Below are 16645 nucleotides of genomic sequence, written 5' to 3' on the forward strand. Positions count from 1 at the left end.
AGCCGGCTGACGCAAGCAGACGAGGGATCTTCGAATGGCCAGCGAGCGGGGCGGCATCGGCAATATTCGTCGGGTCGGCATGGCGGACTCGATCGGTCGCCGGCGATCGACACGCCGGCGGGCCCATATCCGCGCCGTAGTAACGGGTGCGGCGGCGCGGTGAGCCATCCGGTACTGGCCCCCCGATGGTCGTCGTCCACACGGTTCGTGGTGGTGACCATCGCTGCGCTGTTCAGCCTCAGCAATCTATGGCGACTGCCGTATCTGCTGAGCGAACACGGCGGAGGGGCGTTTCTGCTGGTTTATGTCCTGGCGCTTGTGACCATGGGGCTGCCCCTGCTCAGCGGCCAGTTACTCATGGCCCGCGGCACAGGCACGGACGTGCCGGGCGTCCTGTCGCACTGGACACGCGACTCGGCGCATTCTCGGCTATGGGTATGGTGCGGTTATCTGGCGGTGGCGGGCGCAGGGCTGCTGCTGGCGGCCTATAGCGTGGTCGCTGCCTGGGCTCTGGCCTACTGTATGCGCGCGGTCACCGGCGTGCTCGACGGCAGTAGTCTCGATACGGCGCAGGCTCAGTTCGTGGCGTTTGCGCGCGATTCCGAACGCGGCTTCGGCTGGCTGCTGCTGTTTTTCTGTTTGTTATGCGCGACGGCCTCGCGCGGGCTGCGGCGCGGCGTGGAACCGGTCATGCGTACGCTGGCGCTGTGCATGATTGCCGGGCTGATGCTGCTGGGAGTCTCGGCCGTGTTCGACCCGCATGCCGGCTCGGCGGCGCGGGCGATGTTTGCCGTGGACTTCACGGCGTTGGGCACGCAAGGCGTGTTAGAGGCGCTCTACCAGGCGTTCTTCTCGCTGAGCCTCGGCAGCGGCGTGATCGTGGCATTCGGGGCCTATCTGCCCGACGATGCCCGTGTGGTTCGCTTGTCGTTGATCGTGATCCTGGCGGACGTACTCGCCGCGCTGACGTCGGCGTTCGTGCTGGGCGTATTCGTCAGCGGCAGCGGCATGCATCTGGGCGAGGGCGTTCAGAGCGTGTTCGAGATTCTGCCGGTCGCGCTCGACGGCAGTTGGCGCGCTCCGATCGTATTCGTGCTGGTCGCACTCGTGTGTGTATCGACCGCGATCGGGCTGTTCGAGCCGGTCGTGCGCACGGTCGAGCGCCGAAGCGGGTTCTCGCGTCTCCGATCGAGCCTGTATGCCGGCCTGGGCCTCACCCTGGTGGGGCTGCTGGGTTTGATGTCATTCGGTGCGCTGGGAGACTGGCGCCTGCTGGGTTACGACCCGTTTGGCTGGTTGTTGCTGGCGGCCACACACGTCATCGGGCCGATCTGCGGGCTGCTGTTATGTGTGCTGCTCGGACGCGTGCTCGCACGGCGTCGGCTCGTGGAGGCCTGGCACGCCGACGACCGGCCTCGGCGTGCTGTCGGCTTCGCGGTCTGGCATGGGTTGTTACGCTATCCTTGCCGCATCGCACTGGTGGTGATGCTGGCCTACGCACTTGGCGTGTTCACGCTGGCCAAACGGATCTGGGGGTTATGAACGACGCGTCGATCGAAGTCGTACTGGCACTGCCGGGGCGCTGCTGGCGTGAACGCGTGGCCCTGACCGCTGGGCTGACCGTAGAGACGGCTGCCACAGCGTCCGGGCTGGCCGGCTTGTGCGAGCGCTTGACCGGTGAACGGCCGGCCTACGGTATCTACGGGCGCAAGGTCGATGCGCAACAGTCGTTGCGCGTCGGTGATCGGATCGAACTCTATCGAAGCCTGCTGGCCGATCCGCGGGCGCGCCGCCGCGCACGCGCGCGGGATCAGGGCTAGCCGACAGCTGGCTCAGGTACCCGGCAGCGGGGCGCCGATGGTGCTTTCCCGAGCGCCGGGGCCATCGTCATAGGGCCCCAGTTCGTCGTCGTAAGGGCCGGGGCCATCGTTATCCGGGCCCGGTGAGACCTCGCTCGGCAGAGGGTTATCGTCGTCCAGTCCGGGGGCGCCGTCCATCACGCTGGCGGTGTATTCGTCATCGCCCTCGATCTGGGCGAGCTGGCCGTTGGCAAAGTACAGGTTCAGCTCGCTCTGGCGCACGTGCGCGCGTGGATCGCGATAATAGAAGACGTAGTCCCAGCGGTCCTTTTCGAAGCTGCTGTCGATGAGCGACGTGCCCATGACGTACTGGACCTGACGCTTGGTCATGCCGAGCTCGAGCTGACCGACGTTCTTCGCGGTCACCACGTTGCCCTGGACTACCGGTACCCGGAAGAAGACCGGCAGGCTGCAGGCGGACAGCATCAGCAGCGTGGCTAGCACGAACAGTGTTCTCATACGACCATAATCCCTGGTGGAACGACGGCCGGTGGCCGTCCGCGTCCGAGATGCGAACCGCATCATACGGCAGGGCTTTTGTGCCTGCCAAACAGCGTGCTGCTCGGCGAGGCGGGCTCAGCGCTGGGCACGCGCGATCATGTCGGCGGCATGTGCTCGGGTCTGGGCGGTGAGTTCGACCCCGCCAAGCATGCGCGCCAGTTCTTCGACCCGGCTGTCATCGTCCAGCGTGGTGATCGACGTGGAGGTCTGGCCGCCGGCCACCTGTTTGGCTACGCGTAGATGCTGGCCGGCCAGCGCGGCGACCTGGGGAAGATGAGTCACGCACAGCGACTGGCCGGCACTGCCCAGTGCTCGCAGCTGGCGGCCGACGATCTCGGCCACACCGCCGCCGATACCCGTGTCGACTTCATCGAAGACCAGGGTGGGCACCCGGGTACGACTGGCTGCAACCACCTCGATGGCCAGGCTGATACGCGACAGCTCGCCGCCGGAAGCCACACGATCCAGAGGGCGTGCCGGCTGGCCCGGGTTGGCGGCAATCAGGAACTCGATCTCGTCGGTTCCGGTGGGCGCGACGCGTGACGCGGCGCCGGGGCTCACCTGGACCTTGAAATCGCCCTCGGGCATACCGAGCGTGCGGATGATCTCGCTGATCGCATCGCCGAGCTGTTCAGCCGCGCTCTGTCGGGCACGGCTGAGCGCGGCAGCGGCTTCGTCGTAGTCGGCCACCTGTCGCGCCTCGGCCTGTCTGAGTGCTGTCAGCCGCTCGCCGGCATTCTCGAGTTCGGCCAGTTCATCGTTCAGGCGAAGAGCGAGGCTCGGCAGATCGGCGGGGTTTACGTGATGCTTGCGGGCCAGATCCTGAATGCCGGCCAGGCGCTGTTCGACCTCGCGGAAACGCTGCGGGTCGATATCCAGCCCGTCGATATGGTGACGCAGATCGTCTGCCGCCTCCTGTGTCTGAATACGCGCACTGGTGACCAACTCGGCGATCGGGCCGAAACCGGCATCGATGCTGCCCAGATCCGTCAGCAACCGCTCGGCCATGCCAAGCTGATCCATGGCGGCCCCTTCGTCGGCTTCGAACAGCGCGGCGAGCGCCTGCTGACCGTCCGCGATCAGCCGTTCTGCGCTGGCCAGGCGACGGTGTTCGGCGCCGAGGGTGTCGATTTCGTCGTCGGCCAGAGCCAGCGCGTCCAGTTCGCCGACCTGGTAGCGCAGCAGGTCGATACGCATGTCGCCGGAGGCATCGACCTGCTCGATCCGTTCGATGGCCGTCCGGGTATCGCGCAGCGCCCGGGCGGCGTCGGCGGTTGCGGTCAGCTCGGCGTCGTAGCTGCCGTACTCGTCGAGCAGCTGACGCTGTGCCCCGCGGCGCAGAAGCGATTGGTGGGCGTGCTGGCCGTGGATATCAACCAGCGTCTGACCGAGGGCGCGCAGCTCGCGCACCGGCATGGGTGTGCCGTTTATCCAGGCTCGGCTGCGACCTTCCCGGGCGACCAGCCGGCGGATGACGCATTCGTCGTCGTCATCGAGTTCGTGTTCTGCCAGCCAAGCCGCGGCTGCCGGCGCGTCGGCCAGCGTGAACCGCGCGGTGATATCGGTTCGGTCCGCGCCCTCGCGGATCGCCTCTACATCGGCGCGATCGCCCAGGATCAGATTGAGCGCGCCGACCAGGATCGACTTGCCGGCGCCGGTCTCGCCCGAGAGCACCGTCATGCCCGGCCCGAATTCCACGGCCAGGCGGTCGATGATGGCGAAATTGCGGATCGTGATCTCTGCGAGCATGAATCAGGCCAGCTGCTGGCCGCGGCCCCACTGGAGCTTGTTGCGCAGTATGTTGAAGTAATCATAGCCCGGCGGGTGGATCAGCTGCAGGTTGTGCGGCGCCCGTTCGATATGCACGCGATCACCGCCCGACAGGGCCTGGGTGACCTGGCCGTCGCTGGTGAACAGCGCCGAGCCATCGAGATTGTTGGCCACGTGCACTTCGATGCGGTGGTCGGCATCCACGATCAGCGGCCGGTCGGACAGGGTATGCGGACAGATCGGTACCAGCGCCAGCGCGTTCAGCCCGGGGTGGAGCACCGGGCCGCCGCCGGACAGGGCATAGGCTGTCGAACCGGTAGGCGTGGCCACCACCATGCCGTCGGCCCGATGATGGCTGATGAAGACGCCGTTCATGTAGGTGTCGAAATCCAGCACCCGGGCAAAGGCCTGGTTGCGGATTACGCACTCATTGATCGCATCAAAGGCGTCCTTTTCGAACTGGCCGCTGGCGCGTTCGATTCGGGCAGACAACATCAGCCTCGATTCGGCGATATACCGGCCGGCGAAGACGTCATCGAGCGTGGCTCGCATATCGCGAGGCAGCACGTCGACCATGAAACCCAGGCGCCCGAGGTTGACCCCGAGCAGCGGCGTGCCGGTGGCGGCCACGAGGCGACCGGCATCGAGCAACGTGCCATCGCCGCCGACCACCACCACGAGATCGCAGCGCTGGCCGAGCGAAATGCGCGGGCAGCGGTCGATGCCGTCGGCAATATCCTCGTGGCTGTCGTCGACGAGCACGGTCTTGCCTCGGCCGAGCAGGTCGTCCACCAGGGCATGCAACGTCGTGCGCACGCTGTCGCCGTCCTTCTTGGCAAGAATGCCGATGGTTTCGAACTCGTGCGCCATGGCCCGTCTGTCTCTCGCGACTCCAACGCACAAGCATTCACGCCTTGGCCGATAATTTCAACGCGCGCGACGATATCGCTTGAAATGACGACAGCCAGCCCAATCATGCTCGCCAACGGGACAGTCGAACACGGGTTGCGACTGTCCAGGTCATTCAAGCGGGGATTTGCCAATGAGCCAACAAGACACGCCCAAGACGCCGCATGGCGAACAGGACTCGGCCGCGGAAAATGCGCCGCAGCCGGATATCGAGGCCGTTCAGGACGGCACCGAGGATTATGTCGATGCCGGCGGCGCGAGCGCCGATAGCCTGGCCGAGACCGAAGAGCTACAGGCCGAGCTCGACCAGGCGCGCGCCGAAGCTGCCCAGTACCGCGACCAGGCGGTGCGCGCAGCGGCCGAGATGGAGAACGTGCGCAAGCGCGCCGCGCGCGATGTCGAGTCCGCCCGCAAGTTTGCGCTCGAGAAATTCGCAGCCGATCTGCTGGGTGTGCGCGACAGCCTGGAGCTGGGTCAGCAGGCCGCCGAAGAACACAGCGGCGACTTCGACAAGCTCAAGGAGGGTATGGACATGACCGCGCGCATGCTGGCGACCAGCATGGAGAAGGCGGGCATCGAGCCGATCGACCCCCAGGGCGAGTCGTTCGATCCGGAGTTTCATGAAGCCGTGTCGACCCAGCCGACCGACGACATGGCGCCCAACACGGTCGCTGCGGTCATGCAGAAGGGTTACACGCTCAATGGACGTGTGCTGCGCGCGGCCATGGTCGTGGTCGCAAAGCCGGCCGAAAAAGGCTGACCACGGTCGTCTAACTCGCCGCGGCGCTTGAAAAGGCAACGGCCGCGCCCCAAATCGAAGAGCAAGTCAAGTTTTGCAAGACGCCGTTTATACGGCGCACAGTCAGAGGGACTAGAACATGGGTAAGATTATTGGTATCGACCTCGGCACCACGAACTCGTGTGTGGCCATTCTCGAGGGCGATCAGCCGAAGGTGATCGAGAATGCCGAAGGTGAACGCACCACGCCCAGCGTGGTCGCGTTCACGGACGACGATCAGACGCTGGTCGGTCGTCCGGCCAAGCGCCAGGCGGTGACCAATCCGACCGATACGCTGTACGCGATCAAGCGACTGATCGGCCGCACGTTCGACGATCCGACGACCCAGCGTGATATCGAGACGGTGCCCTACAAGATCGTCAAGTCCGATAACGGCGATGCCTGGGTCGAAGCGGGCGGCAAGAAGATGGCGCCGCCGGAAATCTCGGCCAAGGTGCTGCAGAAGATGAAGTCCACCGCCGAGGACTATCTCGGTGAAAAGGTGACCGAGGCGGTCATTACCGTGCCGGCCTACTTCAACGATGCCCAGCGTCAGGCCACCAAGGACGCCGGCCGCATCGCAGGCCTGGACGTCAAGCGCATCATCAACGAGCCGACCGCGGCCGCCCTTGCCTACGGCATGGACAAGAAAGGCGGCGACAAGAAGATCGCGGTCTATGATCTGGGTGGCGGTACCTTCGATATCTCCATCATCGAAGTGGCCGAAGTCGACGGCGAGCATCAGTTCGAGGTGCATGCCACCAATGGCGACACCTTCCTCGGCGGCGAGGACTTCGACAACAAGATCATCGAGCACATCGCAGCCGAGTTCGAAAAAGAGCAGGGCGTGGATCTGCGCAAGGACAAGCTGGCCCTGCAGCGGCTCAAGGAAGCGGCCGAGAAGGCCAAGATCGAGCTGTCCTCCACGCAGCAGACCGAGATCAACCTGCCGTACGTCACGGCTGACCAGTCGGGCCCGAAGCATCTCAACATGAAGATGACCCGCGCCAAGCTGGAAAGCCTGGTCGAGGATCTGGTCGCGCGCACGATCGATCCGTGCCGGACTGCGCTCAAGGACGCGGGCATGAAGGCCTCGGACATCGATGACGTGATCCTGGTCGGCGGCCAGACCCGCATGCCGGCCGTACAGGAAGCGGTCAAGAGCTTCTTCGGCAAGGATGCCCGCAAGGACGTCAACCCGGATGAGGCCGTGGCCGTGGGTGCCGCGATTCAGGGTTCGGTCCTGTCGGGCGACACCAAGGACGTGCTGCTGCTGGACGTCACGCCGCTGTCGCTGGGTATCGAAACCCTGGGCGGCAAGATGACCAAGCTCATCGATAAGAACACGACGATCCCGACCCGCAAGTCGGAGACCTTCTCGACCGCCGAGGACAACCAGCCGGCCGTGACCGTGCATGTTCTTCAGGGCGAGCGCGAGCAGGCGTCTGCCAACAAGTCGCTGGGCCGGTTCGACCTGTCGGATATTCCGCCGGCACCGCGCGGCACGCCGCAGATCGAGGTCACCTTCGATATCGACGCCAACGGCATCCTGAACGTCTCGGCCAAGGACAAGGCCACCGGCAAGGAACAGTCGATCGTGATCAAGGCCTCCTCCGGTCTGTCGGACGACGAGATCGATCAGATGGTCAAGGACGCCGAGGATCACGCCGAGGAAGATGCCAAGTTCAACGAGCTGATCACCGCGCGCAACCAGGCGGACGGCCTGATCCACGGCATCGAGAAGTCCATGCGTGATCTGGGCGACAAGGTCACCGAAGACGAGAAGAAGCCGATCGACGAGGCCATCGCCGAGCTGCGTACCGCACTCGAAGGCGACGACAAGGACGAGATCGACGCCAAGACCCAGAAGCTGTCCGAAGCGTCGGCACCGGTCATGGAGAAGGTCTATGGTCAGGGTGCCGAAGGCGAGGCCGAGCAGGGCGCCGACGCCCAGGCGCAGGGCCAGGGTAGCCAGGACGATGACGTCGTCGATGCCGACTTCGAGGAAGTCAAGGAAGACGACAAGAAGTCCGGCACCAACTCGTAACGTCGGTTAATTCGACCCAGCAGCCGGGGTAACGCCAGCCGTTGCCCCGGCCTTTTTGGTTATAAGGTTTTCGATTCATGGCGAAACGCGATTACTACGAAGTGCTCGGTGTGTCCAAGGGCGCGGGCAAGGACGAGATCAAGAAGGCCTATCGACGGCTCGCGATGAAGAATCATCCGGATCGTAATCCGGACGATGCCGAGGCCGAGGCCCGTTTCAAGGAGGCCTCCGAGGCCTACGAGGTGCTGTCGGACGATCGCAAGCGCCAGGCCTACGACCAGTTCGGCCATGCCGGGCTGGGCGGCGCGGCCGGCGGGGGAGGCCCGGCGGGCGCCGGCGGGTTCGGCGATATCTTCGGCGATATCTTTTCTGACATTTTCGGCGGCGGCATGGGCGGTGGCCGGCAACGGGCCTCACGCGGTGCAGACCTGCGCTACGACCTCGATCTGGATCTGGAAACCGCGATCGACGGCGATACCGTCGAGATACGTATTCCCACGCTCGACGAGTGCGACGCCTGCGACGGCAGCGGTGCCGAGAAGGGCTCGCCCGTGGATACCTGCGGCACCTGTCAGGGTATGGGTCAGGTGCGTATCCAGCAGGGCTTTCTCTCGATTCAGCAGACCTGTCCGGATTGTCACGGAACCGGCAAGAAGGTCCGCAATCCCTGCCGGAAATGCCACGGCGAAGGGCGAGTGCAGTCATCCAAGACGCTGTCCGTCAAGGTGCCGCCGGGCGTGGACAACGGCGATCGCATCCGTCTCTCGGGCGAAGGCGAGGCCGGCGAGATGGGCGGTCCGGCGGGCGATCTGTATGTTCAGATCAACGTCAAGTCGCACGAGTTCTTCATACGCGATGGCAACAATCTGCGTGCGAACGTGCCGGTCGACATGATCACAGCAGCCCTCGGCGGGGAGATCGACGTGCCGACGCTCAAGGGCAAGGTGAGCCTTCGCATCCCCGCGGAGACCCAGTCGGGCAAAACGTTCCGTCTGCGTGGCAAGGGTGTGCAATCGGTGCGTACCTCCGCGCCTGGTGATCTGCTGGTCAAGGTCAGTGTGGAAACGCCGGTCAACCTCAACAGCAAGCAGAAGAAGCTGCTCGAAGAGCTGCGTGAAAGCATGGACGATAGCGGCCGCAGTCACAGCCCGGCCACGGCCAGCTGGCTGGATAAGGCCAAGCGCTTTTTCGGCGAACATCTGAGCTAGACAGCTCGCCCGCCGGTACGCCGCTCGTTTTCGGCCTCGTACGACTCGGAAGGCCCGCGGCAGGCGTGGTGAACGCGCATCGGCCCGGCTGACAAGCCGCCGGACCGTATATGGTTAATAACATCTTGTACGACACCGGGAGACAGGGTATGACACGGGTAGCCATCAACGGCGCTGCCGGGCGCATGGGTCGGGAATTGGCCGTGGCGTGCCTTCGCCGTGACGACCTGTCGCTGGCAGCGGCTTTCGAGGCGCCGGGCAGCGACTCGATCGGTCAGGATATCGGTCGGCTGGCCAACGGCGAGGATCTGGGCGTGGCCATCGCCTCGGCGGACGATCGTGGCACGGCCGAGTTCGATGTGCTGATTGATTTCACCCGCCCGGGGCCCTGTCTGGCCGCACTTGCCGACTGCCAGGCGCGGGGCGCGGCGATGGTGATCGGCACCACCGGTTTCGACGAGAACCAGCTGGAAACCATTGAGCGGGCCGCGGAACAGATCGCGATCGTGATCGCCCCGAACTTCAGTGCCGGCGTTAACTTGACGCTAAAACTTCTTGATATTGCAGCCAAAGCGCTCGGCGATGATTTCGATATCGAAGTGGTCGAGGCTCATCACCGGCACAAGGTGGACGCGCCCTCCGGCACGGCGTTGCGTATCGGCGAAGTGCTGGCCGATGCCACCGGACGCGATCTGAGCGATTGCGCGGTCTACGCACGCCACGGCCATACCGGCGAGCGCGAGCGGCGCACGATCGGTTTCCAGACCATTCGCGGGGGCGATATCGTGGGTGAGCATACCGTGTTGTTCGCCGGCGACGGCGAACGCGTGGAGATCACGCATAAGGCCTCTTCGCGTCAAACGTTCGCTGGCGGCGCGATGCGTGCCGCGGCCTGGGCTTCCGATCAGGGCCCTGGACGCTACGACATGACCGACGTGCTCGGCCTGAGCGACGACTGAAACCGGTCACGGCTGGCCGACGCCAGCCGGAGCCGCTATAATTTCGCGCCGCATGCGGCCAGTCGGCCGCTATCCCGGCCTGATGCCCGCTCGATCACCGTAACCGGAGTCATAGTTGCGCCCGACAGCCCTGCTTGCGCTCGAAGACGGTAGCCTTTTCCACGGTCGCGCCATCGGCGCACTCGGCAGTACGGTTGGAGAGGTGGTCTTCAACACCGCCATGACCGGCTACCAGGAAATTCTTACCGACCCCTCTTACCGTCAGCAGATGGTCACGCTGACCTATCCGCATATCGGCAACACCGGAGCCAACGCTCAGGACGTCGAATCGGCGCGGGTGCAGGCGGCCGGCCTGATCGTGCGGGAGATTCCGCGCACGCCAAGCAACTGGCGCACGGACGGCAGCCTGATCGACTACCTCGAGGCCAACGATATCGTTGGCATCGGCGATATCGATACGCGTCGGCTGACACGCATCCTGCGCGAGAAGGGTGCCCAGAACGGCTGTATCGTGGCCGGCGACGACATCGACGCCGACGATGCGCTTGCCCGGGCGCGGGCGTTTCCGGGGCTCAAGGGGGCCGATCTCGCCGCCGAGGCCGGGACCTCCGAAGTCTACGAGTGGGACGAGCCGAGCTGGGTCGGGCCTAACGACAGCCACGAGCCGGCTCCAGCGCAGTATCACGTTGCGGTCTACGACTACGGTGTGAAGTACAACATTCTGCGCCGCCTGGTCGACTGCGGCGCGCGGGTGACGGTCGTGCCACCACGGATGCCGCTCGACGAGGTTCTGGCGATGAACGTCGATGGCGTGCTGCTGGCCAACGGGCCGGGCGACCCCGAACCGTGCGACTATGCGATCGCCACGTGTCGCGAGCTCATCGAACGAGAGGTGCCCACCCTCGGTATCTGTCTGGGGCATCAGATTCTCGGCCTGGCAGCCGGCGGCCGAAGCCTCAAGATGAAGTTCGGCCATCACGGCGCCAACCACCCGGTGATCGACGTTGCGTCCGGCGAGGTGATGATCACCAGCCAGAACCATGGCTTCGCTATCGACGAGGCCAGCCTTCCCGACACGGTGCGCGTGACGCATCGGTCGCTGTTCGACGGATCGCTCCAGGGTATCGAGATAATCGGCAAGCCGGTCTTTTCGTTCCAGGGGCATCCCGAGGCGAGCCCGGGTCCGCACGATGTGGCGCCGTTGTTCGAGCGCTTCATCGGTGCCCTGCACGCCCGAAGCGCCGGCGCCTGAATATCGAGGCATCGCTTTAATTGATGCCTCCAATTTAATGATCTAGAACGCGAATATCGGCCCCAGCGAGTTTGCGGGCCAGCCAGCGAGCCAAGCCATGCCCAAGCGCACAGACATTCAAAGCATTCTCGTCATCGGCGCGGGGCCGATCGTCATCGGTCAGGCCTGCGAGTTCGACTACTCCGGCATGCAGGCCTGCAAGGCGCTGGCCGACGAGGGCTTCAGGGTCATTCTCGTCAATTCGAATCCGGCCACGATCATGACCGATCCGGAAACGGCGGACGCGGTGTATATCGAGCCGATCACCTGGCAGACCGTGGCCAAGATCATCGCCAAGGAAAAGCCGGACGCACTGCTGCCCACCATGGGCGGACAGACCGCGCTCAACTGTGCGCTGGATCTGTTCAACAATGGCGTGCTCGCCGAGCACGGCGTGGAGATGATCGGCGCCTCGCGCGATGCCATCGACATGGCCGAGGACCGCAACGCCTTCCGCGAGGCCATGCACGAAATCGGGCTGTTCACGCCCGAGTCGCAGGTCGTGCATTCGGCCGCCGAAGCCGAGGACGTGCAGGCGCGTATCGGTTTTCCGATCATCATGCGGCCGTCGTTCACCCTCGGGGGCACCGGTGGTGGTATCGCCTACAACCGCGAGGAGTTCGATGACCTGCTCGCGCGCGGGCTGGAGCTTTCGCCGACCAACGAGGTGCTCATCGAGCAGTCGGTGCTGGGCTGGAAAGAATACGAGATGGAGGTGGTGCGCGATTCGGCGGACAACTGCATCATCATCTGTGCGATCGAGAACGTCGATGCCATGGGCGTGCACACCGGTGACTCGATCACCGTCGCACCGGCGCAGACGCTGACCGACCGCGAGTATCAGGTCATGCGCGATGCATCACTGGCCTGTCTGCGGAAGATCGGTGTCGATACCGGCGGCTCGAACGTGCAGTTCGCGATCAACCCGGCCGACGGCCAGATGATCATCATCGAGATGAATCCGCGCGTGTCGCGTTCGTCGGCGCTGGCGTCCAAGGCGACCGGTTTCCCGATCGCCAAGGTGGCCGCGAAGCTCGCTGTCGGCTACACGCTCGACGAACTCAAAAACGAGATCACCGGCGGTGCCACACCCGCGTCGTTCGAACCGTCGATCGACTATGTCGTGACCAAGATGCCGCGCTTCACTTTCGAGAAGTTTCCGGCCGCCGACAGCCGTCTGACCACCCAGATGAAGTCGGTGGGCGAGGCGATGGCCATCGGGCGCAACTTCCAGGAATCGCTGCAGAAGGCCATGCGCAGCCTGGAAATCGGCTCGGACGGCTTCGAGCCGAAGCTGGACGAGCTGCACAGCGACAGTGCGAAGAGTACGCTGCGGGCCGAATTGTCGACACCACGCGCCGAGCGCCTGTGGTATGTCGCCGATGCCTTCCGAGCCGGCTTCACGCTGGCTGAAGTGCACGCGCTGTGTCATATCGATCCGTGGTTTCTCGACCAGATCGAAGAGCTGGTGACCATGGAGGGCGCGCTGGCCCAGTCCACGCTTGGCGATATCGATGCCGATACGCTGCGTGCCTACAAGCGCAAGGGTTTTTCCGATCTGCGTCTGGCGGCGCTGCTGGGCTGCGACGAGTTCGCCGTCCGCCGGACCCGGCTCAAGCACTCCATCGTGCCGGTCTACAAGCGGGTGGACTCCTGCGCGGCCGAATTCCCGACCGCGACGGCCTACCAGTATTCGTCGTACGACGAGGAGTGCGAGGCCGCGCCCTCCGATCGGGACAAGATCATGGTGCTGGGCGGTGGGCCCAACCGCATCGGCCAGGGCATCGAGTTCGACTACTGCTGTGTGCATGCCGCACTCGCCATGCGCGAGGATGGTTATGAAACGATCATGGTCAACTGCAATCCGGAGACCGTCTCCACCGACTACGACACCTCGGACCGGCTGTATTTCGAGCCGCTGACCTTCGAGGACGTCATGTCGATCATCGACGTCGAGCAGCCCAAGGGCGTGATCGTGCAGTACGGCGGCCAGACGCCGCTCAAGCTGGCACGGCGTCTGGAAGCCGCAGGTGCGCCGATCATCGGGACCACGCCTGACTCGATCGATCTCGCTGAGGATCGCGATCGTTTCCTCAACCTGGTCAACAAGCTCGGGCTCAAGCAGCCGGCCAACCGCAGTGCGCGTTCCGAGGCGGAAGCCATGCGCCTGGCCGAGGAAGTCGGCTTTCCCATGGTCGTGCGGCCATCCTACGTGCTGGGCGGCCGCGCCATGGAAATCGTGTACGAGCCGGAAGATCTGCAGCGTTATATGGGCGCGGCGGTGAAGGTATCGCCGGATTCGCCGGTACTGCTCGATCGTTTCCTCGAAGATGCGATCGAGCTGGACGTCGACGCGATCTGCGACGGCACCGACGTGTTCATCGGTGGCATCATGGAGCATATCGAACAGGCCGGCGTGCACTCGGGCGACTCGGCCTGTTCGCTGCCGCCTTACAGCCTGGGCGCCGAGGTGCTCGACGAGGTCCGGCGCCAGACCGCCGCGCTCGCCCGCGGTCTGTCGGTGGTGGGACTGATGAACGTTCAGTTCGCCATTCGGGGTGGCGAGGTCTATCTGCTGGAGGTCAATCCTCGGGCATCGCGTACCGTGCCGTTCGTATCCAAAGCCACCGGCGTGCCACTGGCCAAGATCGCGGCCCGCTGTATGGCCGGTCTTACGCTGACCGAGCAGAATGTCGGCGCCGAACGCCGGATTGACCATTTCGCGGTCAAGGAGGCGGTCTTCCCGTTCTCCAAGTTCCCAACCGTGGACCCGCTGCTCGGGCCCGAAATGAAGTCCACCGGCGAAGTGATGGGCGTTGGCCGAACCTTCGGCGAGGCGTTTGCCAAGTCACAGCTGGCCAGTGGCGTGGGTCTGCCCGAAGGCGGTGTCGCTCTGATCACCGTGCGGGATGCTGACAAGCCGCATGCAGTCGAGTTGGCACGGGCGCTGGTCGCCGCCGGCTTCCAGGTGGTGGCCACCCATGGCACCGCGGCGGCGATCGTTGCCGCCGGCATCGAGTGCGCAAGCGTAAACAAGGTCAAGGAAGGGCGCCCGCATATCGTCGACATGATCAAGAACGGCGAGATCCAGCTGGTGGTCAACACCACCGAGGGCAAGCGCGCGATCGAGGAGTCCCGTTCGATCCGAATCACCGCACTTCGCTACAAGGTGGCGTACTTCACCACGATCGCCGGCGCGCAGGCCAGTTGCACGGCGATGGCGGACGATCGGAATGCGCAAGTCTATTCGCTGCAATCGCTTCAGGCGGCCATCCCGGCATGATCGGGACGCCGTGGCGGGCAGAAAATTCTGTCGTGACTCGCTATAATGCGGGCCAAACATCCACCGATTGAACGTCATTACAAAAGTCATTAAGCAAGCATCGGACGATGTGAATTTTCGTGCGCCGCTCAAGCAGGACGGCGCGGACATCCTGCGACTCGTGCATGATCTGGGCGTGCTCGACGCCAATTCGGCCTATGCCTACATGCTGATCGGCGAGCATCATTCCGATACCAGCGTGGTCGCCGAAATCGACGGTCGTCTGGTCGGGTTCATCACCGCCTATATCCTGCCGCGCCATCCCGATATCGTCTTTGTATGGCAAGTCGGTGTGGCCGAGGCCGGCCGCGGCCGCGGGCTGGCGACGCGCATGCTCTTCGAGATTCTCAAGCGTCCGGCGTGTTTCGATGTCCACTACATGGATACCACGATCGGTCCGAGCAACGAGCCGTCTCAGGCGTTGTTCCGTGGCCTGGCCCGTCGCCTGAACACCTACGTCGAGGAAAGCGAACTCTTCGCCAGCGATCTGTTCGGCGATTTCGACGACGAAGAGCACGAGCCCGAGATACTGTTTCGTATCGGCCCGTTCGATGCGAAGACCGTGCGCGGCGCGCTCGAGTAGTCCTGCCGATCCAGTCTATTTCGATTCCACCCGAGCCAAGCTCAGGAGTTTCCATGGAAACCATCAATCGACTCGAATCCGAAGTACGCGGTTATGTGCGTGGCTTCCCGACCGTATTCACCACGGCCAAGGGCAATTGCCTGACCAACGACAAGGGCGAGTACTATCTCGACTTCTTCGGCGGCGCCGGCGCGCTCAACTACGGCCATAACGACGAGACCATGAAGGCCGCGCTGCTGGAGTACATCCAGGGCGACAACATCTGCCACGGCCTGGACATGGCGACCGACCAGAAGCAGATCTTTCTCGAGACATTCGAAGAAGTGGTGATGAAGCCGCGGGGCATGGACTACAAGATCCAGTTCCCCGGGCCGACGGGCACCAATGCCGTTGAGGCCGCGCTCAAGCTCGCGCGCAAGGTGAAAAAGCGCGATCGGGTGCTTTTCTTCACCAATGGTTATCACGGCATGACGCTCGGCTCGCTGGCGGTCACGGGCAACGCGTCCAAGCGTGCTGGTGCGGGCGTGTGCCTGTGTCATTCCTCGCCGATTCCGTTTCACGACTACTTCCGCGACGGCCGGGACACTGCGTCCGACCTGGAAATGCTGCTCGACAACAGTTCCAGCGGTCTGGAAAAGCCGGCCGCCGTCATTCTCGAGACAGTGCAGGGCGAGGGCGGCATCAACGTCGCCAGCAACGAGTGGCTCCAGCGTATCGAGAAGGTCTGCCGCAAGCACGACATGCTGCTGATCGTGGACGACATCCAGGCCGGTGTCGGGCGTACTGGGCCGTTCTTTTCCTTCGAGCCTTCGGGTATCAAGCCGGACATCATCACGCTGTCCAAGTCGCTGTCCGGCTTCGGACTGCCGCTTGCGATCACCATGATTCGCCCCGATCTGGATATCTGGGAGCCGGGCGAGCATAACGGTACGTTCCGTGGCAACAACCACGCGTTTGTGACCGCTGTATCGGCGCTCAACAAGTTCTGGCGCGACGACGCGTTCGAAAAGGAAACGCTGCGCAAAGGTGAGCACATGCGCAAGCGCCTGCAGGAGATCGTCGACAGCCATTCCGGGTTCGAAGCCGAGGTGCGCGGACGCGGCATGTTCATCGGCGTCGACTGCGAGGATGCCGATATCGCCGGTCAGATCGTGGCCGAATGCTTCGAGCGCAAGCTGCTGATGGAAACGGCCGGCCCGCGCGACAGTGTGATCAAATTCATGCAGGCGCTGACCACCACAGATGCTGATATCGACAAGGGGCTGGATATCGTGGCCGACTCGGTGCAGAGCGTGCTCGAGAAGCATGGTCTGGCCAAGGGTGCCGCCTAGTAGGCGACCGTCGGTCGTTTGGTCATTCGCTTGCGAGCGTTGTACGCACGCTCGCAAGCGAGTACAAATAATTCCACCCAAGTAAAG

Annotated in this window: 13 protein-coding genes; 10 read left to right on the forward strand and 3 right to left on the reverse strand. The window is 64.1% G+C overall.

Annotated features, from left to right (window positions below; all coding sequences use genetic code 11):
* The first annotated feature begins 159 nt into the window (after nucleotides 1-159).
* On the forward strand, nucleotides 160-1542 hold the full coding sequence (locus T31B1_RS16145; protein ID WP_353250555.1) for a sodium-dependent transporter: 1383 nt from the start codon (nucleotides 160-162) through the stop codon (nucleotides 1540-1542).
* Nucleotides 1539-1820, forward strand: a complete 282-nt coding sequence (locus tag T31B1_RS16150; RefSeq protein WP_353250556.1) for an RnfH family protein — start codon at nucleotides 1539-1541, stop codon at nucleotides 1818-1820. The genes T31B1_RS16145 and T31B1_RS16150 overlap by 4 nt, the downstream gene beginning before the upstream one ends.
* A gap of 12 nt (nucleotides 1821-1832) precedes the next feature.
* Here the strand turns inward: T31B1_RS16150 and T31B1_RS16155 are convergent, their stop codons facing one another.
* The 3 genes from T31B1_RS16155 to T31B1_RS16165 form a co-directional block, all read right to left on the reverse strand.
* Nucleotides 1833-2318, reverse strand: coding sequence for an outer membrane protein assembly factor BamE (locus T31B1_RS16155; RefSeq protein WP_353250557.1), 486 nt, complete (start codon nucleotides 2316-2318; stop codon nucleotides 1833-1835).
* 117 nt (nucleotides 2319-2435) lie between these two features.
* Complete coding sequence (gene recN / locus T31B1_RS16160) at nucleotides 2436-4109, reverse strand: DNA repair protein RecN (protein ID WP_353250558.1); 1674 nt, start codon at nucleotides 4107-4109, stop codon at nucleotides 2436-2438.
* A 3-nt stretch (nucleotides 4110-4112) separates the two neighbouring features.
* Nucleotides 4113-5000 carry an NAD(+) kinase gene (locus tag T31B1_RS16165; protein ID WP_353250559.1) on the reverse strand — a complete coding sequence of 296 codons (888 nt, stop codon included), beginning with the start codon at nucleotides 4998-5000 and terminating at the stop codon, nucleotides 4113-4115.
* 172 nt (nucleotides 5001-5172) lie between these two features.
* Here T31B1_RS16165 and grpE point away from each other — a divergent pair, with 172 nt between their 5' ends.
* From grpE to ectB, 8 genes are all read left to right on the forward strand, one after another.
* A complete protein-coding gene (gene grpE / locus T31B1_RS16170; RefSeq protein WP_353250560.1) occupies nucleotides 5173-5799 on the forward strand; it encodes a nucleotide exchange factor GrpE in 627 nt (208 codons plus the stop codon).
* Nucleotides 5800-5917: 118 nt separating this feature from the next.
* Nucleotides 5918-7864: a molecular chaperone DnaK gene (gene dnaK / locus T31B1_RS16175; protein ID WP_353250561.1), complete on the forward strand. Its 1947-nt coding sequence runs from the start codon at nucleotides 5918-5920 to the stop codon at nucleotides 7862-7864.
* 77 nt (nucleotides 7865-7941) lie between these two features.
* Nucleotides 7942-9072, forward strand: a complete 1131-nt coding sequence (gene dnaJ, locus T31B1_RS16180; RefSeq protein ID WP_353250562.1) for a molecular chaperone DnaJ — start codon at nucleotides 7942-7944, stop codon at nucleotides 9070-9072.
* 149 nt (nucleotides 9073-9221) lie between these two features.
* Nucleotides 9222-10031 carry a 4-hydroxy-tetrahydrodipicolinate reductase gene (gene dapB, locus T31B1_RS16185; protein ID WP_353250563.1) on the forward strand — a complete coding sequence of 270 codons (810 nt, stop codon included), beginning with the start codon at nucleotides 9222-9224 and terminating at the stop codon, nucleotides 10029-10031.
* A gap of 115 nt (nucleotides 10032-10146) precedes the next feature.
* A complete protein-coding gene (carA, locus tag T31B1_RS16190; protein ID WP_353250564.1) occupies nucleotides 10147-11283 on the forward strand; it encodes a glutamine-hydrolyzing carbamoyl-phosphate synthase small subunit in 1137 nt (378 codons plus the stop codon).
* 97 nt (nucleotides 11284-11380) lie between these two features.
* The gene (gene carB, locus T31B1_RS16195) at nucleotides 11381-14605 is read left to right on the forward strand and encodes a carbamoyl-phosphate synthase large subunit (RefSeq protein WP_353250565.1); all 3225 of its coding nucleotides are present in this window, start codon (nucleotides 11381-11383) and stop codon (nucleotides 14603-14605) included.
* A gap of 109 nt (nucleotides 14606-14714) precedes the next feature.
* The gene (gene ectA / locus T31B1_RS16200; protein WP_353250566.1) at nucleotides 14715-15227 is read left to right on the forward strand and encodes a diaminobutyrate acetyltransferase; all 513 of its coding nucleotides are present in this window, start codon (nucleotides 14715-14717) and stop codon (nucleotides 15225-15227) included.
* A gap of 53 nt (nucleotides 15228-15280) precedes the next feature.
* Entirely contained in the window at nucleotides 15281-16558 is a 1278-nt protein-coding gene (gene ectB, locus T31B1_RS16205) for a diaminobutyrate--2-oxoglutarate transaminase (protein ID WP_353250567.1), read from the forward strand.
* Nucleotides 16559-16645: the final 87 nt, after the last annotated feature.

It is taken from the genome of Salinisphaera sp. T31B1, assembly GCF_040361275.1.
Lineage (GTDB): Bacteria > Pseudomonadota > Gammaproteobacteria > Nevskiales > Salinisphaeraceae > Salinisphaera.

Excerpts from the sequence above, each read along its gene's own strand:
- T31B1_RS16150 (WP_353250556.1), top strand. The coding sequence starts at position 1,539 with ATGAACGACGCGTCGATCGAAGTCGTACTGGCACTGCCGGGGCGCTGC.
- T31B1_RS16155 (WP_353250557.1), bottom strand. The coding sequence starts at position 2,318 with ATGAGAACACTGTTCGTGCTAGCCACGCTGCTGATGCTGTCCGCCTGC.
- recN (WP_353250558.1), bottom strand. The coding sequence starts at position 4,109 with ATGCTCGCAGAGATCACGATCCGCAATTTCGCCATCATCGACCGCCTG.
- T31B1_RS16165 (WP_353250559.1), bottom strand. The coding sequence starts at position 5,000 with ATGGCGCACGAGTTCGAAACCATCGGCATTCTTGCCAAGAAGGACGGC.
- grpE (WP_353250560.1), top strand. The coding sequence starts at position 5,173 with ATGAGCCAACAAGACACGCCCAAGACGCCGCATGGCGAACAGGACTCG.
- dnaK (WP_353250561.1), top strand. The coding sequence starts at position 5,918 with ATGGGTAAGATTATTGGTATCGACCTCGGCACCACGAACTCGTGTGTG.
- dnaJ (WP_353250562.1), top strand. The coding sequence starts at position 7,942 with ATGGCGAAACGCGATTACTACGAAGTGCTCGGTGTGTCCAAGGGCGCG.
- dapB (WP_353250563.1), top strand. The coding sequence starts at position 9,222 with ATGACACGGGTAGCCATCAACGGCGCTGCCGGGCGCATGGGTCGGGAA.
- carB (WP_353250565.1), top strand. The coding sequence starts at position 11,381 with ATGCCCAAGCGCACAGACATTCAAAGCATTCTCGTCATCGGCGCGGGG.
- ectB (WP_353250567.1), top strand. The coding sequence starts at position 15,281 with ATGGAAACCATCAATCGACTCGAATCCGAAGTACGCGGTTATGTGCGT.